This window comes from Microvirga sp. BSC39 (assembly GCF_000739015.1).
Lineage (GTDB): Bacteria > Pseudomonadota > Alphaproteobacteria > Rhizobiales > Beijerinckiaceae > Microvirga.
In genome coordinates this window covers 1-22,128 of the sequence record NZ_JPUG01000016.1, presented here as the reverse complement: position 1 = coordinate 22,128, position 22,128 = coordinate 1, and the positions used below count along the sequence as shown (strand labels likewise).

Genomic DNA, 22,128 nt, shown 5'->3' with positions numbered 1-22,128 from the left:
AGGGGTGGAAGGGAGCATTGATGCAGATCAAACCGACGTCTGCCCTACAGGCACGAAGCAAGGCCTTGTCGCGGGAGACGGTTCTCCTTGGGCCGTCCGCGCGCTATGTTTCCCGACGTGGGGTCGAACTTGGGTTCGGAGGAAGGGCGTGAAACCTGTCGTCATTGCCGTCGCGATCACCGGATCGGTTCCGCGTAAGAAGGACAATCCGGCCGTGCCGATCACGCCGGCCGAGCAGATCGAGTCGACCCGGCAGGCCTACGAGGTCGGTGCCACACTGGTCCATATCCACGTGCGTAACGACGATGAGACGCCCTCGTCCGATCCGGAGCGTTTCGCGGCTGTCCAAGCCGGAATCGCCGAGCAGTGTCCCGGCATGATCATCCAGTTCTCCACCGGAGGACGGGGGCGAGATCCGAGCCAGCGCAGCAGCGCCCTTTATCTGCACCCTGATATGGCCTCCCTGTCCACCGGCTCCGTCAACTTCCCGACCATCGTCTACGAGAACCATACGAGCTTGGTCGAGGACATGGCGGGCAAGATGAAGGAGTTCGGGATTCGGCCAGAGATCGAGATCTTCGACCTGTCCCATCTTCACGGGGCAAGGCAGCTGGCCGACAAGGGGCTCATGGACGAGCAGCCGCATATCCAGTTCGTCATGGGCGTGCAGAACGCGCTGCCTGCCGAGGAGCGCCTGCTCGATATTCTCCTGAAGGAGGCCAAGCACCGGTTCCCGACCTGCACGTGGACGGCTGCTGGCATCGGTCGGCACCAGGCCAAGGTCATGAATTGGGCTCTCGTCCGAGGGGCCGATGCGGTGCGCACCGGCCTTGAGGACAATATTCGCATTGCCAAGGACCGACTCGCGGTAAGCAATGCCGAACTGGCGGAGCATGCGGTGCTTGCCGTCGAGAGACACGGCCATCGCGCCGCCACGACCGAGGAGGCGCGCGCTCTTTTGGGATGCCGCCCGATTGCGCCAGTTCAGAGCATGTAGCGCAGCGCATCGCTCGCCGATCTCAGAAGGGGCAGGAACCGCTCCTCCATCTCCTCGGCCGAGATGCGCCCGGCCTGGCCGCTGAGGTTCAGGGCGATGGTCACCCGGCCGTTCTTCTGCACAACCGGCACGGCGATGGAGCGAAGCCCATATTCGAGTTCCTCATTGACGATGGCGTACCCCTGAGCGCGGGTCGCATCGAGGGCAGCCTGAAATGCGGACTTGTCCGTGACGGTCTTGGGCGTGCGGGCCTCCAACTGGACCCGTTGCAGATAGGCCTTAAGTCCATCCTCAGGCTGATAGGCCAGAATCGCCCGGCCCAGAGCAGTGCAATGGGCAGGCAGGCGGCTTCCGACGCCCAGTCCGATCGACATGATCCGCCGCGTGGCGGAGCGGGCGATGTAGACGATGTCATCGCTGTCGAGGATCGCGGCTGAACTCGACTCCCCCGTCTCCTCGGAGATCCGCTCCAGGAAAGGCTGCACCTGTGCCGAAAGGGAGGCCGAGGAGAGATAGGCGTAGCCGAGGCGCAGGACCCGCGGGGTGAGGCTGAAATAGCGTCCGTCGGACTCGGCGTAGCCCAGCTTGGTCAGCGTCAGCAGATAGCGCCGGGCGGCCGCTCGCGTGATCCCGGTCAGCTTCGCCACATCGGACAGGGTGAGCCGAGGCCGGCTCGCATCGAAGGCCTCAATGACCAGCAGGCCTTTTTCGAGACTCGCAACGAAGTCGCGATCTCCGGTGCCCTGATCCTCGGTTGGTTGATCCTGCATCGATGCTCCGGCCAGTGCGCTGGACTTTGGTAGCCTTGACACCCTATGCCCGAACCGTACTACATGTGCGATATGAGATTCAATGTTCGTAGAGCGAACAATACGTTGGACTTTGGATCGAGGCTCCGATCCCGGATAGGGATGAACCGTGTCGAGGTGAGAGATGGCATTCGCACGCGTCAACGACATCGTTCTTCACTATCAGGTGCTCGGGGCATCTAACGGAACGTCTCTCGTCTTCATCAACTCTCTCGGAAGCGATCTGCGCATCTGGCAGGAGGTCGCCCCGGGGTTGGCCGAGCGGTTTCGTGTCATCCTCTACGACAAGCGGGGCCATGGCCTCTCCGACGCGCCGTCCACGCCGTACACCATTGATGAGCACACCGACGATCTCCTCGCACTCCTAGATCATCTTGGGGCTGAGAGGGCATCGCTCGTCGGGCTTTCGGTTGGCGGCATGATCGCACAGCGTATGGCTGTGCGGGCGCCGGGCCGGGTGCAGTCCATCACCCTCTGCTGCACGGCGGCGAAGATCGGCACGCCCGAACTCTGGGCGGACCGGATCGGCGCCGTCGAGACCGGCGGCATCGAGCCCATTGCCGGCAACGTTCTCCAGCGCTGGTTCACGCCCCTGTTCCGCGAGACACGGGCCGATGAACTTGCCGGCTGGCGCAACATGCTGGTCCGCACCCCCGCCCATGGCTATGCGGGCACCTGTGCGGCGATCCGCGATGCGGATCTGAGGCCGGATGCAGGCCGGATCGCGGTTCCGACCCTTTGCGTGGCGGGAGATCAGGATGGCTCGACGCCGGCCGATATCGTGAAGGGAACAGCCGATCTCATCCCGGGTGCCCGGTTTGCGCTCATCGAAGGAGCAGGGCACATTCCCTGTGTCGAGAAGCCGGCTGAACTGTCGAGGCTCATCAAGCAGCATCTCATGGAGGCGGGACTTGTCTGACGAGAACGAGAGCGAGCGCTTCAAGGCGGGCATGGCGGTTCGCCGCCAGGTGCTGGGCGATGCCCATGTGGACCGGGCGACGGCCCAGATGACGGAATTCGACGCCGACTTCCAGACCTTCATCACCGAAGGAGCCTGGGGCTCGGTCTGGTCGCGGCCGCATTTCACCAAGCGGGAGCGCTCCATCGTGACCATCGCGCTGCTTGCCGCCTTAGGCCAGGACGACGAGGTGGCGATGCACGTCCGCGCTACGCGCAATACGGGCGCCACGAAGGAAGACATCAGGGAAGCGCTGATGCACGTTGCCGTCTATGCCGGCGTGCCCGCCGCCAATCACGCTATCAAGATCGTCAAGAAGACTTTTGCCGAAATGGAAGCCAACCCTGAGCCTCAGAAGTAGCAGGGTGGGTTGCTGGCGCAGTTCCTGACAGGTGCTGCCAGGGAGAGACTAGATGTCGGATCAAGGATCATTCTATCAGCGGGATCGGAGCTGGCACCCGCCGGCCTTCACGCCTTCCTACAAGACGTCTGTCTTGCGCTCTCCGCAGCAGCCGCTCCTGTCCCTGGAGAATACGATCTCGGAGCTGACAGGTCCGGTCTTCGGTCATGACAAGCTTGGGCCGCTCGACAACGACCTGCTCCGCAACTTCGCCAAGACCGGCGACCCCGTTGGCCAGAGGATCGTCGTCTACGGGCGCGTCCTCGACGAGAACGCCCGTCCCGTTCCCGGCGCCCTTCTGGAGTTCTGGCAGGCCAATGCGGGCGGTCGCTACCGCCACAAGAAGGAAACTTATCTCGCGGCCATCGACCCGAACTTCGGCGGCTGCGGACGCGTGATCACCGATGAGGAAGGGCGCTACTGGTTCCGCACCATCAAGCCGGGCGCCTATCCGTGGCCGAACGGCGTCACCGACTGGCGTCCTGCCCACATCCACTTCTCGGTCTTCGGTCATGCCTTCGCGCAGCGACTGATCACGCAGATGTACTTCGAGGGCGATCCGATGATCTGGCAGGATCCCATCGTGGCGACGATCCCCGATAAGTCCGCCATCGAGCAGTTGGTCGCCGCCCTGGACCGGCAGAACACCCTGCCGATGGATGCACTCGCCTACAAGTTTGACATCGTGCTGCGCGGCCGCCGCTCGACCATGTTCGAGAACCGCATGGAGGGGAATTGATGGTCCAGAAGTTGCCGTTCCTGAAGGAATCCCCGTCCCAGACGGCCGGTCCATATGTCCATATCGGCACGAACCCGAACTGGGTCGAGATCACGGGTGTCTGGCAGGAGGACCTCGGTCTCGTCCTGGTCGGCCCCGGGACCAAGGGGGAGCGGATCATCATCAAGGGCCGTGTCTTCGATGGCGCGGGCGACCCGCTGAAGGATGCCTTGATCGAGATATGGCAGGCGGATGCCGAAGGGCTCTACAACAGCCCGCAGGAGAAGCGCGGCAAGGCCGACCCGAACTTCGTCGGCTGGGGCCGGCAGCCGGCTGACGGCACGACCGGAGAGTACCGCTTCGAGACCATCAAGCCCGGCCGCGTTCCCTACAAGGACGGTCGCATGATGGCGCCGCACATCACGGTCTGGATCGTGGCCCGGGGCATCAATACCGGCCTGCACACCCGCATGTACTTCAGCGACGAGGAGGCAGCCAATGCCGAGTGCCCGGTCCTCGCCCGGATCGCCCACAAGGCACGGGTTCCGACCCTGGTCGCCACCAGGACTGAGGAGAACGGGTTGCCGACCTACACCTTCGACATCGATATCCAGGGTGAGAAGGAAACCGTGTTCTTCGACATCTGATCATCGACCTGAAAGAACAGTATGGCCAAGTTTCAGAGCCTCAAGGAGGCTGTTACTGAGAACCTGCGCGACGGCGATACCGTCGCGTTCGAGGGTTTCACCCATCTCATCCCCCATGCGGCCGCCCATGAGGTGATCCGCCAGGGGATCAAGGATCTCACCCTGATCCGCATGACCCCTGACATCATCTATGACCAGCTGATCGGCATGGGTCTGGTGAAAAAGGTCATTTTCTCCTATGCGGGCAATCCGGGCGTCGGCCTCCTGCGCCGCATGCGCGATGCCATTGAGAACGACTGGCCCCGTGCCATCGAGACCGAGGAGCACAGCCATGCGGCCATGGCCAATGCTTATGAGGCTGGCGCGGCCGGACTGCCCTGTGCCGTCTTCCGCGGCTACCGCGGGGCGGGCCTGAAGGAGGTCAACCCGTCGATCAAGAGCATCACCTGCCCGTTCACCGGCGAGGAGCTTGCGGCGGTGCCCGCCCATCGCCCGGATGTCGCCGTCATCCACGCCCAGAAGGCCAACCGGCGCGGCGACGTGCTGGTCGAGGGCATCATTGGCGTGCAGAAGGAGGCGGTGCTGGCCTCCAAGCGCTCGGTGGTCACGGTCGAGGAGGTCGTGGAGGATTTCGACGATCTCCACCCGAATCTCTGCGTGCTGCCGCATTGGACCGTCACGTCCATCGCCCACGTTCCGGGCGGGGCCCACCCGTCCTACACGCACGGCTACTACGACCGCGACAACGCAGCCTATCTCGAATGGGACCAGATCTCCGCTGACCGTGATCTCTTCATGGCCTGGATGAGGGAGAACGTGCTGGAGGCAGGGCCCGATGCCTTCGCCACCCGGGTGAAGGAATTGTAAGAATGACCAACCTCTCCGACTTCACTCCCAACGAGATGATGACGATTGCAGCGGCGCGCGCCCTGTCCAACGACGACGTCTGCTTCGTCGGCATCGGGGCTCCATCGGCTGCCTGCAACGTGGCGCGCCTGACTCACGCTCCTGACATCACCCTGATCTACGAGAGCGGCACCATCGGCACAGCCCCGAACGTGCTGCCGCTCTCCATCGGCGATGGCGAACTGTGCGAGACGGCGGTCACCACCGTGTCGGTGCCCGAAATGTTCCGGTACTGGCTCCAGGGTGGGCGCATCTCCATCGGATTCCTGGGCGCCGCCCAGCTCGACCGCTTCGGCAACATCAACACAACGGTGATCGGCGACTACCACAAGCCGAAGGTCCGACTGCCCGGCGGCGGCGGAGCACCCGAGATCGCCACCTCCTGCAAGGAGGTGTTCATCACCATCAAGCAGACGACCCGCGGCATGGTCGATAAGATCGACTTCTACACCTCCTTCGGCCACGGGGAGGGCGGGGATCACCGTAAACGACTCGGCATAAACACCAAGGGTCCGACGCTGCTGATCACGGATCTGGCCATCTGGAAGCCGGACCCGGAGACGAAAGAATTCACGGTCATGTCGATGCACCAGGGGGTGACCCGCGACAGGATTCAGGAGACGTGCGGCTGGAAGGTGCGATTCTCCGATCGCCTGGAGGAAACCCCTCCACCGTCCGAACTCGAACTCACCACCCTGCGCGAGCTTCAGGCCAGAACCGAGCGGGCGCATGGCGGCAAGAAGGGATCTTGAGATGCGTGAAGCCTATATCTGCGCCTATGTCCGTACACCCATTGGCCGCTACGGCGGCTCCCTGTCGAGCGTGCGCGCCGACGATCTCGCTGCAGTTCCCCTCAAGGCGCTTCTGGAGCGTCATCCGAACCTGGATTTCGAAGCCGTCGACGATGTGATCTATGGCTGCGCCAACCAAGCGGGCGAGGATAACCGCAACGTGGCCCGCATGGCGGTGCTGCTCGCGGGTCTGCCAGGCTCCATCGGCGGAACGACCATGAACCGCCTGTGCGGCTCGGGCATGGATGCGGTCATCGCGGCCGCCCGCGCGATCAAGGCGGGCGACGCGGAGATCATGATCGCCGGCGGCGTCGAGTCCATGTCGCGCGCGCCTTTCGTGATGCCCAAGGCCGATACGGCCTTTTCCCGCAATGCCGAGATCTTCGACACCACCATCGGCTGGCGCTTCGTCAACCCACTGATGAAGAGCCAATACGGCATCGATTCCATGCCGGAAACCGGCGAGAACGTGGCAGCAGATTTTGGCGTCTCCCGTGAGGACCAAGACGCCTTCGCCTTGCGCTCTCAGAAGAAGGCCGCAGCCGCTCAGGACAATGGACGTCTGACGCAGGAGATCGTGCCGGTCACGATCCCGAAACGCAAGGGCGATCCGGTCGTGGTCGACAAGGACGAGCATCCCCGCGGCGACACCACCCTCGAGCAGTTGGCGAAGCTCCCCACGCCGTTCCGCAAGGAGGGCACGGTGACGGCAGGCAATGCCTCCGGGGTCAATGATGGCTCCGCAGCCCTGATCATTGCCTCCGAGGATGCCGTCAGAAAGTTCGGTCTCGAGCCGATTGCCCGCGTGGTCGGCGGAGCGACGGCCGGTGTGCCGCCGCGGATCATGGGCATTGGGCCGGCGCCGTCCACGAAGAAGCTCTGCGCCCGCCTTGGCCTCAAGCCGACGGACTTCGACGTGGTGGAGCTGAACGAGGCTTTCGCCAGCCAGGGCCTTGCGGTTCTGCGCGAACTCGGAATCCCGGAGGATGCCGAGCACGTGAACCCGAACGGCGGCGCCATTGCGCTGGGACACCCGCTCGGCATGTCCGGCGCCCGCATCACCGGGACGGCTGCGCTCGAGCTGAAGCTCCGGGGCAAGAAACGCGCCTTGGCCACCATGTGTGTGGGCGTAGGGCAGGGCATTTCCATCGCCCTCGAGGCTGTTTAAGCTTTCAGACCATGATGACACCGATGCTCCCATCCCCCTTGCTGCAGGCTCTTGTCGGTGACGAGGAGGTGGGGGCGCTGTTCTCCAAGGAGGCCGAGCTCTCGGCGCTGCTGCGCATCGAGACCGCCCTCGCTCAGGTCGAGGCGCAGGTTGGCCTGATCAGCGATGAAGCCGCAGGGCGAATTGCAGAAGCCTGCAGCTCCTTCAAGGCCGATTGGGCCGGGTTGGCTGCGGGTTTGGCACAGGATGGTGTGATCGTTCCGGCCTTCGTCAAGCAGCTTCGAACCACTGTGGGCGAGGCCCATGCCAAGGCTGTGCATTTCGGCGCCACAAGCCAGGACATCGTCGACACGGCTCTCATGCTTCGTCTGAAGAGCGTGGTCGAAATCTTCGGGCGCCGGCTCGATGCATTGCTCCATGCCCTTCGCGCCCTAAAGGATCGCGATGGTGCGACACCCCTGATGGCGCATACGCGCATGCAGCAGGCGCTTCCCTTCACAGCTGCCGACAAGATCGACACCTGGAGCCATCCCCTGGAACGGCACCGGAACGCTCTGAATGCGCTTGCGCCGCGGCTTCTGGCAGTCCAGCTCGGTGGCCCTGTCGGCACCCGCGCCGAACTGAAGGGACACGGCGATGCCGTTGCCGATGCCATGGCCGAGATCCTCGGTCTCAGCTCGGCGCTGTCCTGGCACTCCCAGCGGGATCGGATCGGCGAGTTCGCAGCATTCCTCTCGCTTCTCTCCGGAACGCTCGGAAAGATTGGCCAGGATGTTGCCTTGATGGCGCAAAATGAGGTGGCCGAGGTGCGGCTCGCCACGGGCGGCGGATCTTCGGCCATGCCGCACAAGTCCAATCCCGTGCCTGCAGAGGTGCTCGTGACGCTCGCCCGCTTCAATGCGGGCCTTCTCGGCACCCTCCATCAGGCCCTTGTCCATGAGAACGAGCGGTCCGGCGCCGCCTGGACACTCGAATGGATGGTGCTGCCGCAGATGATTGTCGCAGCCGCTGCCGGCTTGAGGAACGCTCAGGCGCTAGTCACGGGAATGAGCTTCTCTGCCTCGAAAGCCGGAAGCTGATTGCCGTCAAGCATCGCCGACGATGGCGGTAATCCGACCTGAACCGCCGCAATCCGGACAGGACTTCTCGCCGACACGGCCCGACCCGCTGCAGGACGGGCAGATGTTCTCTCCGGTCTGCTTCGTGCCCGGCGCATCTTCATCGCCTGGGTTCTTTCGATCGGTATCGGACATGGGCACCTCCTCGTGAGGTAACGTCATGCAGCATCGGAGGTTTCTGCCGGTGCCGAACCTCAAGCCGTCGTATTCTGCTGCATTGCCCGGAACGCCAGAGGTGAAGCGCCTGTCTGCCGCTTGAAGAAGCGCGTGAAGTAGGCAGGATCCTCAAAGCCGAGTGCAAGGGCGATCTCCTTGGCGGACAAGGTCGTAAAGGTGAGATAGCGTTTGGCTTCAAGGATGAGCCGCTGGTGGACCATGCCCAGCGCCGTTTCACCGAAATGCTCGCGGCAGATCCTGTTGAGGTGAGGCGGCGTCAAACCCAGCCTGTTGGCATAGATCTCGACGGGCTGATGGCTGCGATAGTTCTTCTCGACGAGTTCGCGGAAGCGCCAGGCATGCCCACGAGCCCTCTGGCCCGGCCCATAGAGGGTACCCTGACCTGAACCTTGGATGCGATGCAAGGCAATGAGGATGAGCAGCAGCCGTGCCTCGATCGCCTCCAGGCGACCAGAAGCTCGCCCCGAAAACTCAACTGCGAGAGATGCCATATCGGCAGCTAGGGCGTGTGCAAGGTGCTCATGCTCATGAAGCCGGATCAGTTGCACCAACCGAAAGATGTCCCGGACGCCGCTCATGTCGGCGAGGATCTGCGAAAGGCGGCTTTCGAAGAGTGTCACGACCGTACCGCTGACGTCCGGCGAGAACGTATAGCCATGAACCGCCATCGGCGGCAGCGCAACGACGAAGGGTCCACTGAGTTCGATGCTCCTGCCGTCGATGACGATCTCGGCCGTCCCGCCTGTCAGGTGAAGAATCTGGAACAGCTGCTCGTGCCGATGAGGCTGAATCCTGTAATTGTGCAAGTGGCTGCGGGTCTGGATTGCTTCGCAATGGACCCACTCGGCACTGGGGTCGTCCCCAGGTTCGCCATAGAGGGCATAGCTCGGGATGGTGCTGCCGGCCAAGAACGTTCGCTCCGTCAAGCTCCGTCGGATGTTCGAAATGTCCAAGCCTATGCTTGCTTTGTCTATTGGCCATTAGGCGGCGGCGGTTCATCCTGAGCCCATCGGCGGACGCTCTTGATGACCTGAGGAGACCACCATGCGTACGAAGGTTGCCATCATCGGCTCGGGTCCGGCCGGGCTCCTGCTGGGACGGCTCCTGGAGTGTGCAGGCATCGAAACCGTCATCCTGGAGCGCCGCAGTCAAGAATACGTCTTGGGCCGCATCCGGGCCGGCGTTCTGGAACAGGGCACGGTCGAACTCCTGGACAGGGCAGGGGTCGGCGAGAAGCTGCATGCGGAAGGTCTCGTCCATGAAGGCGTCGAGTTCTGCTTCGATGGCGACAGGCACCGCTTCAATTTTCAGGAGCTGATCGGCCGCACGGTCACCGTCTATGGGCAGACGGAGGTCACGCGCGATCTCATGCGGGCCCGTGACCGTTCGGGTCTGACAACCATCTATGAAGCGGAGAACGTCTCCCTGCATGACTTCGATGGGGACGCGCCGAAGGTGCGCTATGTGAAGGACGGCGTCGAGCACCAGCTTGCATGCGATTTCATTGCCGGCTGCGACGGCTATCATGGAGTGTCTCGAGCCAGTGTCCCCGGGGATGCCCTGCGAACATTCGAGCGGGTCTATCCTTTCGGCTGGCTCGGAATCCTCGTCGACAAGCCGCCTGTTGCCGACGAACTGATCTACGCCCATCACGAGCGCGGCTTCGCACTCTGCTCCATGAGATCCCCCACCCGCAGCCGCTACTACGTTCAAGTGCCTTCCAGCGACAGGGTCGAGGAATGGTCGGACCAGCGCTTCTGGGACGAGTTGCGGCGGCGCGTCGATGAAGAAGCGGCAGACGATCTGATGACCGGTCCATCGATCGAGAAATCCATCGCCCCCTTGAGAAGTTTCGTGGCCGAGCCCCTTCGTTTCGGCCGCCTATTCCTTGCGGGTGATGCGGCCCACATCGTGCCGCCGACTGGAGCCAAGGGCTTGAACCTCGCGGCCAGCGATGTCGCCGCTTTGGCCGAGGCTCTGATCGAGTTCTACGCTGAGCGGTCATCCGCCGGAATCGATGGCTATTCCGCGCGGGTGCTGTCGCGAATCTGGAAAGCCGAGCGGTTCTCCTGGTGGATGACGTCCATTCTCCACACCTTTCCAGATACCGATCCCTTCGGTAGGCGCATCCAGAGAGCGGAGTTCGACTATCTCAGGACCTCTGCGGCGGCAGCACGCTCGATGGCCGAGAATTACACCGGCCTGCCTTTCTGAGTTCCCTCGGAAATGCGGTCGACTAAGCACCAGACGACGTATGGGCTCAGGTGAACTGGGAGGGTTCGAGAAGAGGACGATCAACGCTTTCGCTCGTGGGAGCGGTCATGGCGCGGGGGCGAAGGTCCAACATGCCATCTGCTTGAGCCCACGAATCCAAGCTTTACGAGGAAGTTTCCAACCCGATTGTAGGATGTGGCGGAGGGGGTGGGATTCGAACCCACGGTGGGCTTGCACCCACGGCGGTTTTCAAGACCGCTGCCTTAAACCACTCGGCCACCCCTCCTGATCGCCCGAGGCAGGCCCGGAACTGTGCCCATCTCTAAGGCTGCAAACCCAAGGTCGTCAACTCGTATAGCTTTGTTTGCAACGGTACTCGACTCATGAGGTAGCCGACCGATCACCTGATTCATTAACTACACCAACATCATGCCTGGGCCCACCCGAGTCATCGGCGCGGCCAATTGGCCCAACAGGGACAAGCTCGCGCCCTAGGAAGGCTCTTCAAGCCAACTTGCTGAAATGTCTATGATTTTCGTCATTATTTTGCCGGATCGGATCCCTAATGGGCGCGAGGTCTTATAGACCTGTCATTCGCGATCGAGATCTCCGAGATATTACAAGCGAATGAAATGATTGCCTTTTCACGCTCGCCTGATACTGAGTATCAAATTCCTTAGCTTTGCCATTGACAAGCACGGCCGTTTAACTTTCCTTCAACGACTGAAAAGCACTTTGGCTTGATGTCCGGGGCAAACGTGGACTGGGCCATGCTTCGTGCTGACAACAGGATGCGAGACGACATGCGTTGCGACCGCGCTGAAGCGAACACCGGGCTGAGGGGAACGATCCCGTCCTTCACTCAACGGACTCTGCTCCGGGTCGCAGGCGTCACGGCCATCGCCCTGATGGCAGCCAACTGCTCCTCGAACGTCAGGGGCGGGATTGATCCCAAATACGGCGTTGCTCCGAGCCCGAAGGTGGTCGCCGATGGGCAGCCGATCCCCAAGGGCGGCGGGCGGGAGATGGTGGGCAAGCCCTACACGGTTGCCGGCCGCACCTACGTTCCCGATGCCACTCCACGACCGACTGAAGGATTGGCATCCTGGTATGGGTCGAATTTCCATGGGCGGATGACCGCGAACGGTGAGGTCTTTGATCGCGCCTCGATCGCAGCTGCCCATACGACGATGCCGCTGCCGAGCTATGCCCGCGTCACGAATCTCCAGAACGGCCATTCCATGATCGTGCGCGTCAACGATCGCGGGCCGTTCCATGGCAATCGGGTGATCGATGTCTCCGAACGCGCCGCAATGGCTCTTGGCTTCAGGCAGCAGGGGACGGCCCGGGTGAGGGTTGAGTACGTGGGCCGAGCCTCCACCAACGGAAGCGACGATCGCATCCTGATGGCGAGCCTTAGGACGGACGGCCAACCTGCCAGCCTCACCAACACGCCTGCGACCATGATTGCCCAGGCCGCTCCGCAGCCGAACGCCCCGCGCCAAGCCATCGCTTTGCGTAGCTACCAGCCTGACAGTGAGGCCTATCAGGCGCCAGCTCGTGCGCCCCAGCCTTCAGCGATGCCCGGCGCAGTCGCCAGCAGCGTCCCATTGCCGCCCGAGCGTCCGTTCGACCTTGGGACGATCCCGGGCGCGGCGAGCCCGATCGCCAGGGTCAGCTCGGCAGCTCCCGGTCAGGTGCCAGCCTCCCGCCCTGTGGTTGCCAGCCTTTATGAGACGCCGGCCAGCACCGCGCCGTCTGGCTTCCAGAGAGATGGCTCATCGGCGGCTCCCACGGCCCAGAGGTTCGTGCTCCGTTAAGCCAGACGCGGCGCCTTTCCGGAACTGCGTGCCTCCGCACACAGCCCAGCGTGACTGAATGTTGATTTGTTGTTGACGCGCCACAGATTCGGGATCTCCTAGGGGAAGAGCCTGGAGATTGTTAGCTATGCGTCAGCCTCAAGCCGCCCGAATCCTTGCGGCCTTTGCTTTTGCGGTCAGTGGTGTGTTCATTGCGTTGCCCGTGACGCAGCAGGCGCGCGCCCAGGACTTCCAGACGGCGGCTCCCACGGCTGTCCTGATGGATGCCGGAAGCCATGCGGTTCTCTTCGAGAAGAACGCGGACGAGCCGACGGCGCCGGCCAGCATGGCGAAGGTGATGACCGCGGAGGTCGTTTTCAACGAGATCAAGAACGGCCGCTTGAATTTCGACAGCGAGTTCGTGGTGTCGGAGAATGCCTGGCGGAAGGGCGGCTCCGGCTCCGGCGGCTCGTCCATGTTCGCGAAGGTGAATACCCCTGTCCGCCTTGAGGATCTTCTGCGTGGTCTGATCGTGCAATCGGGCAACGATGCTGCCATCGCCCTGGCCGAAGGCATCGCCGGAACCGAGGAAAACTTCGCCCGCATGATGAATGAGCGGGCGAAGCAGATTGGCCTGACGAAGTCCACTTTCCGCAACTCAACTGGCTACGGGCACCCTGAGCAGAAGGTCACTGTTCGCGATCTGGCCAAGTTGGCCCTCCACGTCATCGAGACTTATCCGGACCTCTACAAGATGTTCGGCGAGCGCGAATTCACCTGGAACAAGATCCGTCAGCAGAACCGCAACCCGCTGCTGTTCGCCGATATTGGGGCAGACGGGTTGAAGACCGGCAATATCGACGAATCCGGCTACGGGCTCATCGGCTCCGCCGTTCAAAACAACCAGCGCCTGATCGTGGTCGTGAACGGCCTGAAGACGGCGAAAGACCGGGCGACGGAATCCAGAAAGCTCCTGGATTGGGGCTTCCGGGCGTTTGAGTCCCAGCAGCTCTTCGCGGAAGGGCAGGTTGTTGGCGATGCTCAGGTTTTCGGTGGAAACATGCGCTCGCTTCCCCTTGTGGCGAAGAAGCCTGTTCGTGTACTCGTGCCACGTGGGGATGGCGAGCGGGTGACCGCCCGCATCGTCTACACCGGTCCTCTGAAAGCCCCCATCCAGAAGGGGGCCGAGGTGGCCCGTCTTCAGGTCACCCGTGGGGACATGCAGGCTCTCGATATGCCGCTCTATGCCAATGAGGACGTCCAGCAGGGCACGTTGAGCCAGCGGGCCCTCGACGGTTTGCTGGAATTCAGCACGGGCTGGGTCCGCCGCGCATTCTCGAGCCTCGTCGAAAGCATTTGATGGCAGGTTGCTTCATTACTTTTGAGGGCGGGGAGGGCGCAGGCAAGTCGACCCAGATCGAGCGGCTCAAGCGGCGGTTGGGGGAACTGGCCCAGCCGGTTCTCGTGACGCGCGAGCCAGGCGGATCTCCTCACGCGGAGGAACTCCGCGCCTTCATTTTAGGCGGACATGCCAAGCATCTCGGGTCCTTCGCGGAGGCCCTTCTGTTCGCCGCGGCCCGCATCGATCACCTGGACAAGACGATCATGCCGGCCCTTAACAGGGGCACTCACGTCCTCTGCGACCGTTTCGCGGATTCGACCAGAGCCTATCAGGGCTCAGCCGGGAGCATCGACAAGGCGCTCATCGATCAGCTCGAGCGGGTGACCCTGCGAGGCGTAAGGCCCGACCTGACCTTCATCCTCGACCTGCCGGCTGAAACGGGGCTTGCCAGAGCCCGGGAGCGCCAAGCGGGCAGAGGCGAGGGTGCGGACCGGTTCGAGGGAGAGGAAGCATCCTTCCACCACTCCCTGCGCCAGGCGTTCCTGTCCATCGCCCGCAGTGAGCCGAAACGGTGCGTGGTGATCAATGCCGACCAGGAGCCCGATGAAGTCGAGGCTGCGATTTGGGCTGCGCTACGCGAGAGGCTGCCTCAACTCGCCCAGAGCCGCCTGTCGGACAAAGCCTTGAGGCCGCTCGATGTCGCGTGACGCTCAGGACGTGGTGGAGCCGGATGGGTTCGAGGGGGCGCCGCATCCGCGGGAGCAGTTTGCCTTCTTTGGCCACCGGGAAGGCGAGGAGGCTTTTCTGGAGGGGCTCCGGAGCGGCCGCCTGCACCATGCCTGGCTGTTCGGCGGGGCGCAGGGCATCGGCAAGGCAACTCTCGCTTATCGCGTAGCCCGCGCCATCCTCGATCCTCAGAGAGCGGGTGACAGGTCCCTCGCCGGCCTGGACGTGCCGCCAGAATCCCATGTGGCTCGTCAGGTCGCGGCCCTGTCCCATCCCAATTTGGCCGTGCTGAGGCGGTCTCCGCCGACGGACAAGAAGGCGGCATCCACGACCATCCCGGTGGATGCGGTGCGTCGGGCGCTCAACATGTTCGGCTCTACGGCGGCCAATGGAGGCTACCGGGTCTGCATCGTCGACAGCGCCGAGGATCTCACCATCTCAAGCGCCAATGCACTGCTGAAGGTGATCGAGGAGCCGCCGCCGCGTTCGCTCTTCCTGATCGTGAGCCATGCTCCGCAGCGGGTGCTGCCGACCATCCGCTCCCGGTGCCGGCGCCTGCTGCTGCGTCCACTGGAGGACCAGGAGATCAGGGCAGCCATCAGCTCGATGGGGTCCCCCTGGTCCGACATTCCGCGGGACGTGGTCGACCAGGCGCTCCGCTATGGGGAAGGATCGGTCCGCCGTACCCTCGAGCTGCTCGATGCCGAGAAGGTCGCCTTCATCGATCAGGTCACACGGCTCCTCGACAGACTGCCGCGGACCGACACGAAGCAGATCCTCGCCCTGGCGGAGGCTCTGGCCCGGCGCGATGCGGACGACAGCTACGAGCTGACCCTGGAGACCGTCCAGCGCTGGGTGTCCGAGCGGCTGCGCGACCAGGCCGGGCTCGGCGCTTCCCGCCTTGCGCCTTTGGTGGAGGTATGTGAGAAGATCGGCCGTTCGGCGCGCGAGATCGACGTGTTCAACCTCGACCGCCGGCCCTTCATCCTGACGATGTTCGACGATCTTGCCGACGCTGTTCGGCGAGCGGCCTGAAGCCTCCGCCGTCCGCAGGATTAAGAGGTTTTCGAGTTTCAGGTTAGGATTCGACATGGCCGACAAGCAGAAGTTCTACATCACTACGGCTATCTCGTACCCGAATGGGGCGCCCCATATCGGTCACGCCTACGAGGTCGTCGCCTCCGACGCGATCGCGCGCTTCAAGCGTATCGACGGCTACGACGTCTTCTTCATGACCGGCACGGACGAACACGGCCTCAAGATCCAGCAGACCGCGGACAAGAACGGCACCACCCCCAAAGCCTTCGTGGATGACATGGCGGCCAAGTTCCGGGCCATGGCCGACCGGCTGGACTGCTCCTATGACCGCTTCATCCGCACCACCGATGCGGATCATGTGCCTTCGACCCAGGAACTCTGGCGCCGGATGCAGGAGAAGGGGGACATCTATCTCTCCAAGTATTCCGGCTGGTACTCGGTCCGGGACGAGGCTTATTATGACGAAGCCGAGCTCACCAGGCAGCCTGACGGCAGCTGGCGTGCGCCCACGGGAACGCCGGTCGAGTGGATCGAGGAGGAGAGCTATTTCTTCCGGCTCTCCGCCTACCAGGACCGCCTGCTGGCCCATTACGCGGCTTATCCGGACTTCATCAGCCCGGAAACCCGCCGCAACGAGATCACGAGCTTCGTCCGCTCCGGCCTGCAGGATCTCTCCATCAGCCGCACCACCTTCAACTGGGGCCTGCCGGTACCGGGCGATCCGAAGCACGTGATGTATGTGTGGATCGACGCCCTGAACAACTATGTGACCGGCTGCGGCTTCCCGAACGAGAATGATCCGCGCTGGCACTACTGGCCCGCCGATGTTCACATCATCGGCAAGGACATCGTCCGCTTCCACACGGTCTACTGGCCGGCTTTCCTGATGTCGGCCGAGCTGCCCCTGCCCAAGCGCGTCTTCGGACACGGCTTCCTGCTCAACAAGGGCGAGAAGATGTCGAAGTCGGTCGGCAACGTGGTCGATCCTTTCGATCTCGCCGACACCTATGGCGTCGACCAGATCCGCTACTTCTTCATGCGCGAGGTCCCCTTCGGGCAGGACGGCAACTACTCCCACGAGGCCATCGTCAACCGCATCAATGCGGATCTGGCGAACGACCTCGGCAACTTGGCGCAGCGGTCGCTTTCCATGATTGCCAAGAACTGCGACGCTGCGGTGCCGCAGCCGGGCGAGTTCACCCAGGCCGACCTGGACATGCTCTGGCTCGCCGACGCCTTGCCGGCGAAGACAAGGGCGGCCATGAAGGACTTCGCCCTTCATACGACGCTGGCCGAAATCTGGGCCGTGGTGGCCGAGGCCAACCGCTATTTTGCCTCCCAGGAGCCCTGGGTCCTGCGTAAGACCAACCCTGAGCGCATGAACACCGTGCTTTATGTCACGGCCGAGGTTCTGCGCGCGGTCGGCATCCTGGCTCAGCCCTTCGTGCCGACTGCTGCGGCCAAGCTTTTGGATCTGCTGGCTGTTTCGCCCGAGGGCAGGGGGCTTGCGGCGGTCGGGCCGGAGCATCGTCTGGCAGCCGGGGCGGCCCTTCCGCAACCGGCCCCGATTTTCCCGCGTTATCTCGAAGCGGAGGCGTCCTGACGCGCGTCCGCTTTGATCGGCCTGAAAAGGCCCCAAGCGGAAGCGTTCGATGTACACCACCTTCATGTTCGCCACCGGGATCGAGAACAGCATCCCGACGATCAACAATGGCCGCACGCGCATCGATCAGATGGAGAAGTGCGGCCACTACAAGCATTGGCGGACCGACTTCGACCTCCTTGAGGAGTTGGACATCCAGGTTCTGCGCTATGGGCCGCCGCTTCACACGAGCTTTCTGGGACCGGGCCGCTACGACTGGTCCTTTGCGGACATGACCTTCGGCGAAATCCATCGCCGCAACCTCATTCCCATTGTCGACCTCTGCCACTTCGGCGTCCCCGACTGGATCGGGAACTTCCAAAATCCGGATTTCCCAGATCTCTTCGCAGCTTACGCGGAAGACTTCGCACGCCGCTTTCCCTGGGTTCAGCTCTACACCCCGATCAACGAGATGTTCATCTGCGCCCAGTTCTCGGCCGCCTATGGCTGGTGGAACGAGCAGATGCGCAGCGACCGGGCTTTCGTGACGGCACTCAAGCACATCGTGAAGGCCAATGTGTTGGCCATGGAACGGATCCTGAAGATCCGGCCGGATGCCCTGTTCATCCAGAGCGAGTCCTCCGAGTATTTCCACGCCGAGAACCCGGCTGCCATCAAGCCGGCCGAGATCATGAACGCCCGCCGCTTCCTGTCCCTCGACCTGAACTACGGCCGAAGGGTGGACTCGGAGATGTACGAGTTCCTGATGGATAATGGGACGACCCGGGACGAGTATCACTTCTTCCTGAGCCGCTCGTCCCTGCGTCACCACTGCATCATGGGGAACGACTACTACGTCACCAACGAGCACAGGGTGGCGGCGAACGGACTGACGAGATCAGCCGGAGACGTGTTCGGCTACGACGAGATCACCCGGCAATACTACGATCGCTACAAGCTCCCGGTCATGCACACTGAGACGAACCTCATGGAGGGTCCTACAGGCGAGGAAGCGGTGGATTGGCTCTGGAAGCAATGGGCCAACGTGCTCCACGTCCGCAATACCGGCGTACCGATTGTCGGATTCACCTGGTATTCTCTAACTGACCAGATGGATTGGGATACGGCACTGCGTGAGGAGAACAACCGGGTCACGCCCGTAGGCCTCTATGACCTCGACCGCAATATTCGTCCTGTGGGGCGCTGCTACAAGCAACTGATCCAGTCCTGGTGCGATGTTCTTCCGGCCCAGAGCGTGTGCCTCGCCGTTCCCGTCGTTCGGCCACAGGACCACGATGAGATTGCCGTCCGCAGGCACCAGGAACGACTGCGCAAGATGCGGCGCAAGGAGACGAAAGAGGACGACGAGCCCGCGGCAACCGCCCAGGGCGGCCATCGGTAGACGAGGGCGCCGATCCGATCTATGCAGCCGTGCCGTTAGCGCATCGTGCGGAAAAGTGGATTCGGTTTTCCGCACGATGCGCCAGCTAAGGAAAAAGGCATCGGATGGATCCCAAAACTGGCTTCCACTTTTGGGTTCGATGCCGTAGCCGCAGAGGAGGGCGCTTTCACCCATGTTGGTCGACAGCCACTGCCACCTGGATTTTCCGGACTTTCAGAGCCGCCTCCCCGAGATCTTGTCTGCAGCAACTGAGGCGGGCGTCGGCCGGATGGTGACCATTTCGACCCATGTGGCGCGCGTCGAGACCTACCGGGCTCTGGCTGAGGCGCACGAGAGCATTTTCTGCACAATCGGCACCCATCCTCATAATGCGGCTGTGGAGCCGGACGTGCCGGCGGAGCGGCTCATCGAGTTGTCGCACCATCCGCGCTGCGTTGCCATCGGAGAAGCCGGCCTCGATTACCACTACGACAAGAGCCCTCGCGACGTGCAGCAGCGGGTCTTTCGCACCCATATCGAGGCGGCCCGCGAAACCGGCCTACCGCTGGTCATCCACGCCCGGAACGCCGACGAGGACATGATCCGGATCCTGTCCGAGGAGATGAGGCGAGGGCGCTTCGATGCGGTTCTCCACTGCTTCTCGTCCGGCGAGACGCTCGCCCAGGTCGGCGTCGAATTGGGACTTTACGTATCGTTCTCCGGAATCTTAACATTCCGGAACTCGGAGGAGATCCGCAGGATCGCGGCTGCTGTGCCGCATGACCGGCTGTTGGTCGAGACGGATGCGCCCTACCTGGCTCCCGTCCCGCACCGCGGAAAGACCAACGAGCCGGCCTTCGTGGCCCATACAGCCCGTGTTCTCGCCGAGGTCATCGGCGTGACGGATGAGACGATCGCCGAGCTGACGACAGCCAATTTCTACCGGCTGTTCGCCAAGGCGGCGGATGCCGACGCCGCATACAGGCAGGCGCTCGCATCATGACCTTGCGTTTGACGATTCTCGGCTGCGGATCCTCCGCCGGCGTCCCGCGCGTGGGCGTCGGCTGGGGCGCCTGCGATCCGACCAACCCGAAGAACCGGCGCCGGCGCTGCTCCGTGCTGGTGGAGCGGTTCGACCCGGGTGGCGCCGTGACGACCGTGCTGGTCGATACCGGGCCGGACGTGCGCGATCAGCTGCTCGGGGCCGATGTCCGCCGTCTCGATGCGGTTCTCTACACTCACGAGCATGCCGACCATATCCATGGGATCGACGATCTGCGCCCGCTCGCCATCGTCCAGCGTCAGCGCATCCCGGTTTATGCCGACCGGATGACCAGCGAACTGCTGATGATGCGTTTCGGCTACTGCTTCGAGACGCCGGCCGGGAGCAGCTATCCGCCCATTCTGAAGATGCACCATCTGAAGCCTGGTGTTGAGACATCCATTCCGGGGCCGGGCGGCACTGTCGAGGCCATGCCGTTCAGAATGGTCCACGGGGATATCGACACCCTAGGCTTCCGGTTCGGGAGCATCGCCTATGCTCCGGACGTAAGCGAGATGCCCGAAGAGAGCCTGCGGTATCTGGAGGGCTTGGACGTCCTGATCCTCGATGCCTTGCGCTACACGCCGCATCCCACGCATTTCTCCGTGTCGGAGGCGCTGGACTTCATTGGAAAGGTTAGGCCAAAGCGAGCGATCCTGACGAACCTCCATACGGATCTCGATTATGAGACGCTGCGGGGCGAACTGCCGCCGCACATCGAGCCGGCGTATGACGGGCTCCAAATCGAAGCGCCATGACGAGGCAAGCGACCGATCAGCACCCACACACGCCAGACGGTCGCTATTTCGTGGTTCGGGGTCGATTGTGGCGCCTGAGCAATCCAGGTCTCGAGCCTCAGGAGCGTGAGCGCCTCGTACACGAGCTGATGGCAGCGCGCCGGGCAGTCCGCAGCGTCAGGGACGATCCCGAGGCTCTCGCTGGAGTTCGTAGCCGGGTTGATGCTGCAAAGCGGGCTCTCGGTGAGCGTGGTCCAGTTTGGTGGAGTGACGGCGCACCGGATTATAACCAGCAGCTGGTAAGGGACACTCCATATGCCGAATGGTTTCTGTCGCTAGGCATCGAACCTCAGGCCAACCGAAAGCGAGAGACGACTGAGTTTCCCACGTACTTTGGTTCCATAATATATCTTATGCGAATTTTACATGAGGGGCGGTGGATTCTATTCTGAGGTGCGAATTCCGTTACAAACAAAGGATTTGCACTCGGAGGCCGAATGACCCTGCCCTACATCCACCTGAGCCTGGCTGAGCGGCGTGAGATCGCCCGCATGCACGCGGCTAAGATCCCGATCAATGTGATCGCTGAACGCCTGCAGCGGCACCGTTCGACCATCTACCGCGAGATCAAACGGAACTGGGTTCACGATGAAGAGCCGTTGTATCGCGGCTATTTCCATGTGGCGGCCGACATGCAAGCCCGCGCCCGGCGTCAGCGTCTGGGCAAACTCTCCCGCACACCGGTGCTCGCAGTCTACGTCATGGACCGTCTGAAAGCTGGATGGTCGCCAGAGCAGATCGCTGGCCGCCTGCGGGCATCCGGGGCGCCTGAACGGCTGTCGCACGAGACGATCTACCGGTTCGTCTACAGCTCTCAAGGGCAACAGCTCGGACTGTACCAGGATCTGCCCATGGCACGGCGCCGGCGGCGGGCCCGTTACCAGCGGAAGCCTCGCGGTCTCTTCATTCCGGCGGGCAACACCATCGAGCAGCGCCCGGCGGAGATCGCAGACCACACGAGCTTTGGTCACTGGGAAGGCGATCTGATGATGTTCCGTAAGGATCTGGGAAAGCGCAACTTGACCTCGCTCGTCGAGCGCCAAAGCCGGTACACGATCCTGACCCGCAACCCGGATCGCAACTCAACCGGGGTCATGACCGGCATGATCGAGAAGCTGAAGGTCCTGCCGGAGACGGCGCGTCTATCGATCACGTTCGACCGCGGGACGGAGTTTGCCTCTTACCCGTTGCTCAAGCAGAAGCTCGGCATGGACAGCTACTTCTGCAAGCCGCAGGCCCCGTGGCAGAAGGGTTCGGTCGAGAACACCAATGGCCGGGTCCGGCGCTTCCTGTCACGGGACACGGACATTGCCGCTTTGCCTGAGGAGGCTCTGCTTGAGATCTGTGATCGGCTCAACGCGACCCCACGCAAATGCCTGGGCTATCGCACACCTGAAGAGGTCCTGATGAGCTCTCTGGATCCGAGGCTGCCGGGGCTGCGCAACCCTAACCAACTCCGCCCCGGCAGCCCCTGACCGACCCGAGACCGATGACCCGCCAACCGTCGCACCTCGGCTT

22 protein-coding genes, 1 tRNA gene and 1 pseudogene are annotated in these 22,128 nt (G+C 62.8%); 20 read left to right on the top strand and 4 right to left on the bottom strand.

The window, feature by feature from the left end; translation table 11 throughout:
* The first annotated feature begins 148 nt into the window (after positions 1-148).
* Complete coding sequence (locus MA07_RS01385) at positions 149-997, top strand: 3-keto-5-aminohexanoate cleavage protein (protein ID WP_036346032.1); 849 nt, start codon at positions 149-151, stop codon at positions 995-997.
* Here MA07_RS01385 and MA07_RS01380 read toward each other — a convergent pair.
* Positions 985-1,767, bottom strand: coding sequence for an IclR family transcriptional regulator (locus MA07_RS01380; RefSeq protein ID WP_036346030.1), 783 nt, complete (start codon positions 1,765-1,767; stop codon positions 985-987). The genes MA07_RS01385 and MA07_RS01380 overlap by 13 nt on opposite strands.
* 163 nt (positions 1,768-1,930) lie before the next feature.
* On the opposite strand from MA07_RS01380, the gene pcaD reads away from it, so the two are divergent.
* From pcaD to MA07_RS01340, 8 genes are read left to right on the top strand one after another with little or no spacing between them, the layout of a single operon-like run.
* Positions 1,931-2,725 (top strand): 3-oxoadipate enol-lactonase, encoded by a 795-nt coding sequence (pcaD, locus tag MA07_RS01375; RefSeq protein WP_036346027.1) that lies wholly within the window; start codon positions 1,931-1,933, stop codon positions 2,723-2,725.
* A 31-nt stretch (positions 2,726-2,756) separates the two neighbouring features.
* Entirely contained in the window at positions 2,757-3,125 is a 369-nt protein-coding gene (gene pcaC, locus MA07_RS01370; protein WP_244445117.1) for a 4-carboxymuconolactone decarboxylase, read from the top strand.
* A gap of 52 nt (positions 3,126-3,177) precedes the next feature.
* Positions 3,178-3,903 carry a protocatechuate 3,4-dioxygenase subunit beta gene (gene pcaH / locus MA07_RS01365; protein WP_036346021.1) on the top strand — a complete coding sequence of 242 codons (726 nt, stop codon included), beginning with the start codon at positions 3,178-3,180 and terminating at the stop codon, positions 3,901-3,903.
* Positions 3,903-4,529, top strand: coding sequence for a protocatechuate 3,4-dioxygenase subunit alpha (gene pcaG, locus MA07_RS01360; RefSeq protein ID WP_036346018.1), 627 nt, complete (start codon positions 3,903-3,905; stop codon positions 4,527-4,529). The genes pcaH and pcaG overlap by 1 nt, the downstream gene beginning before the upstream one ends.
* Positions 4,530-4,550: 21 nt before the next feature.
* Positions 4,551-5,396, top strand: a complete 846-nt coding sequence (locus MA07_RS01355) for a CoA-transferase (protein WP_036346015.1) — start codon at positions 4,551-4,553, stop codon at positions 5,394-5,396.
* A gap of 2 nt (positions 5,397-5,398) precedes the next feature.
* Complete coding sequence (locus MA07_RS01350; protein WP_036346012.1) at positions 5,399-6,187, top strand: CoA-transferase subunit beta; 789 nt, start codon at positions 5,399-5,401, stop codon at positions 6,185-6,187.
* A gap of 1 nt (position 6,188) precedes the next feature.
* Positions 6,189-7,394 carry a 3-oxoadipyl-CoA thiolase gene (gene pcaF / locus MA07_RS01345; RefSeq protein WP_036346009.1) on the top strand — a complete coding sequence of 402 codons (1,206 nt, stop codon included), beginning with the start codon at positions 6,189-6,191 and terminating at the stop codon, positions 7,392-7,394.
* Between the two features lie 23 nt (positions 7,395-7,417).
* The gene (locus tag MA07_RS01340) at positions 7,418-8,473 is read left to right on the top strand and encodes a 3-carboxy-cis,cis-muconate cycloisomerase (protein ID WP_348270389.1); all 1,056 of its coding nucleotides are present in this window, start codon (positions 7,418-7,420) and stop codon (positions 8,471-8,473) included.
* A gap of 6 nt (positions 8,474-8,479) precedes the next feature.
* Here the strand turns inward: MA07_RS01340 and MA07_RS30380 are convergent, their stop codons facing one another.
* Positions 8,480-8,647: a hypothetical protein gene (locus MA07_RS30380; RefSeq protein ID WP_200879302.1), complete on the bottom strand. Its 168-nt coding sequence runs from the start codon at positions 8,645-8,647 to the stop codon at positions 8,480-8,482.
* Positions 8,648-8,706: 59 nt separating this feature from the next.
* The gene (locus MA07_RS01335; RefSeq protein WP_036346060.1) at positions 8,707-9,597 is read right to left on the bottom strand and encodes a helix-turn-helix domain-containing protein; all 891 of its coding nucleotides are present in this window, start codon (positions 9,595-9,597) and stop codon (positions 8,707-8,709) included.
* A 136-nt stretch (positions 9,598-9,733) separates the two neighbouring features.
* Between MA07_RS01335 and pobA the strand changes: the two genes are divergently transcribed.
* Positions 9,734-10,903: a 4-hydroxybenzoate 3-monooxygenase gene (pobA, locus tag MA07_RS01330; RefSeq protein ID WP_036346004.1), complete on the top strand. Its 1,170-nt coding sequence runs from the start codon at positions 9,734-9,736 to the stop codon at positions 10,901-10,903.
* A 196-nt stretch (positions 10,904-11,099) separates the two neighbouring features.
* Here the strand turns inward: pobA and MA07_RS01325 are convergent.
* Positions 11,100-11,189 (bottom strand) — tRNA-Ser (locus MA07_RS01325).
* A 517-nt stretch (positions 11,190-11,706) separates the two neighbouring features.
* Here MA07_RS01325 and MA07_RS31310 point away from each other — a divergent pair.
* The 10 genes and pseudogenes from MA07_RS31310 (at position 11,707) to MA07_RS01280 (ending at position 22,085) form a co-directional block, all read left to right on the top strand.
* Positions 11,707-12,723 (top strand): septal ring lytic transglycosylase RlpA family protein, encoded by a 1,017-nt coding sequence (locus tag MA07_RS31310; RefSeq protein ID WP_052002711.1) that lies wholly within the window; start codon positions 11,707-11,709, stop codon positions 12,721-12,723.
* Between the two features lie 127 nt (positions 12,724-12,850).
* Complete coding sequence (locus MA07_RS01315) at positions 12,851-14,062, top strand: D-alanyl-D-alanine carboxypeptidase family protein (protein WP_036346001.1); 1,212 nt, start codon at positions 12,851-12,853, stop codon at positions 14,060-14,062.
* On the top strand, positions 14,062-14,751 hold the full coding sequence (gene tmk / locus MA07_RS01310) for a dTMP kinase (protein ID WP_036345999.1): 690 nt from the start codon (positions 14,062-14,064) through the stop codon (positions 14,749-14,751). Before MA07_RS01315 ends, tmk begins: the two co-directional genes overlap by 1 nt.
* Entirely contained in the window at positions 14,741-15,805 is a 1,065-nt protein-coding gene (locus tag MA07_RS01305; RefSeq protein ID WP_036345997.1) for a DNA polymerase III subunit delta', read from the top strand. The genes tmk and MA07_RS01305 overlap by 11 nt, the downstream gene beginning before the upstream one ends.
* Positions 15,806-15,860: 55 nt before the next feature.
* Positions 15,861-17,411, top strand: coding sequence for a methionine--tRNA ligase (gene metG / locus MA07_RS01300; RefSeq protein ID WP_036345995.1), 1,551 nt, complete (start codon positions 15,861-15,863; stop codon positions 17,409-17,411).
* A gap of 49 nt (positions 17,412-17,460) precedes the next feature.
* Entirely contained in the window at positions 17,461-18,792 is a 1,332-nt protein-coding gene (locus MA07_RS01295; RefSeq protein WP_036345992.1) for a family 1 glycosylhydrolase, read from the top strand.
* Positions 18,793-18,964: 172 nt separating this feature from the next.
* Positions 18,965-19,774, top strand: coding sequence for a TatD family hydrolase (locus MA07_RS01290; RefSeq protein ID WP_036345990.1), 810 nt, complete (start codon positions 18,965-18,967; stop codon positions 19,772-19,774).
* Positions 19,771-20,571 carry an MBL fold metallo-hydrolase gene (locus tag MA07_RS01285; protein WP_200879301.1) on the top strand — a complete coding sequence of 267 codons (801 nt, stop codon included), beginning with the start codon at positions 19,771-19,773 and terminating at the stop codon, positions 20,569-20,571. Before MA07_RS01290 ends, MA07_RS01285 begins: the two co-directional genes overlap by 4 nt.
* A pseudogene (locus MA07_RS30615) lies at positions 20,568-20,888 on the top strand (hypothetical protein); the annotation flags it as partial. The gene MA07_RS01285 and the pseudogene MA07_RS30615, both read left to right, overlap by 4 nt.
* Before the next feature lie 159 nt (positions 20,889-21,047).
* On the top strand, positions 21,048-22,085 hold the full coding sequence (locus MA07_RS01280; RefSeq protein WP_036345680.1) for an IS30 family transposase: 1,038 nt from the start codon (positions 21,048-21,050) through the stop codon (positions 22,083-22,085).
* Positions 22,086-22,128: the final 43 nt, after the last annotated feature.

Bases quoted from the DNA above. Each gene is read 5' to 3' on its own strand.
- pcaG (WP_036346018.1), top strand. From the start codon at position 3,903: ATGGTCCAGAAGTTGCCGTTCCTGAAGGAATCCCCGTCCCAGACGGCC.
- MA07_RS01350 (WP_036346012.1), top strand. From the start codon at position 5,399: ATGACCAACCTCTCCGACTTCACTCCCAACGAGATGATGACGATTGCA.
- tmk (WP_036345999.1), top strand. From the start codon at position 14,062: ATGGCAGGTTGCTTCATTACTTTTGAGGGCGGGGAGGGCGCAGGCAAG.
- MA07_RS01355 (WP_036346015.1), top strand. From the start codon at position 4,551: ATGGCCAAGTTTCAGAGCCTCAAGGAGGCTGTTACTGAGAACCTGCGC.
- pcaF (WP_036346009.1), top strand. From the start codon at position 6,189: ATGCGTGAAGCCTATATCTGCGCCTATGTCCGTACACCCATTGGCCGC.
- metG (WP_036345995.1), top strand. From the start codon at position 15,861: ATGGCCGACAAGCAGAAGTTCTACATCACTACGGCTATCTCGTACCCG.
- MA07_RS01285 (WP_200879301.1), top strand. From the start codon at position 19,771: ATGACCTTGCGTTTGACGATTCTCGGCTGCGGATCCTCCGCCGGCGTC.
- MA07_RS01280 (WP_036345680.1), top strand. From the start codon at position 21,048: ATGACCCTGCCCTACATCCACCTGAGCCTGGCTGAGCGGCGTGAGATC.
- MA07_RS01380 (WP_036346030.1), bottom strand. From the start codon at position 1,767: ATGCAGGATCAACCAACCGAGGATCAGGGCACCGGAGATCGCGACTTC.
- pcaD (WP_036346027.1), top strand. From the start codon at position 1,931: ATGGCATTCGCACGCGTCAACGACATCGTTCTTCACTATCAGGTGCTC.
- pobA (WP_036346004.1), top strand. From the start codon at position 9,734: ATGCGTACGAAGGTTGCCATCATCGGCTCGGGTCCGGCCGGGCTCCTG.
- MA07_RS30380 (WP_200879302.1), bottom strand. From the start codon at position 8,647: ATGTCCGATACCGATCGAAAGAACCCAGGCGATGAAGATGCGCCGGGC.
- MA07_RS01295 (WP_036345992.1), top strand. From the start codon at position 17,461: ATGTACACCACCTTCATGTTCGCCACCGGGATCGAGAACAGCATCCCG.
- MA07_RS01290 (WP_036345990.1), top strand. From the start codon at position 18,965: ATGTTGGTCGACAGCCACTGCCACCTGGATTTTCCGGACTTTCAGAGC.
- MA07_RS01340 (WP_348270389.1), top strand. From the start codon at position 7,418: ATGCTCCCATCCCCCTTGCTGCAGGCTCTTGTCGGTGACGAGGAGGTG.
- MA07_RS01305 (WP_036345997.1), top strand. From the start codon at position 14,741: ATGTCGCGTGACGCTCAGGACGTGGTGGAGCCGGATGGGTTCGAGGGG.
- MA07_RS31310 (WP_052002711.1), top strand. From the start codon at position 11,707: ATGCGTTGCGACCGCGCTGAAGCGAACACCGGGCTGAGGGGAACGATC.
- MA07_RS01315 (WP_036346001.1), top strand. From the start codon at position 12,851: ATGCGTCAGCCTCAAGCCGCCCGAATCCTTGCGGCCTTTGCTTTTGCG.
- pcaH (WP_036346021.1), top strand. From the start codon at position 3,178: ATGTCGGATCAAGGATCATTCTATCAGCGGGATCGGAGCTGGCACCCG.
- pcaC (WP_244445117.1), top strand. From the start codon at position 2,757: ATGGCGGTTCGCCGCCAGGTGCTGGGCGATGCCCATGTGGACCGGGCG.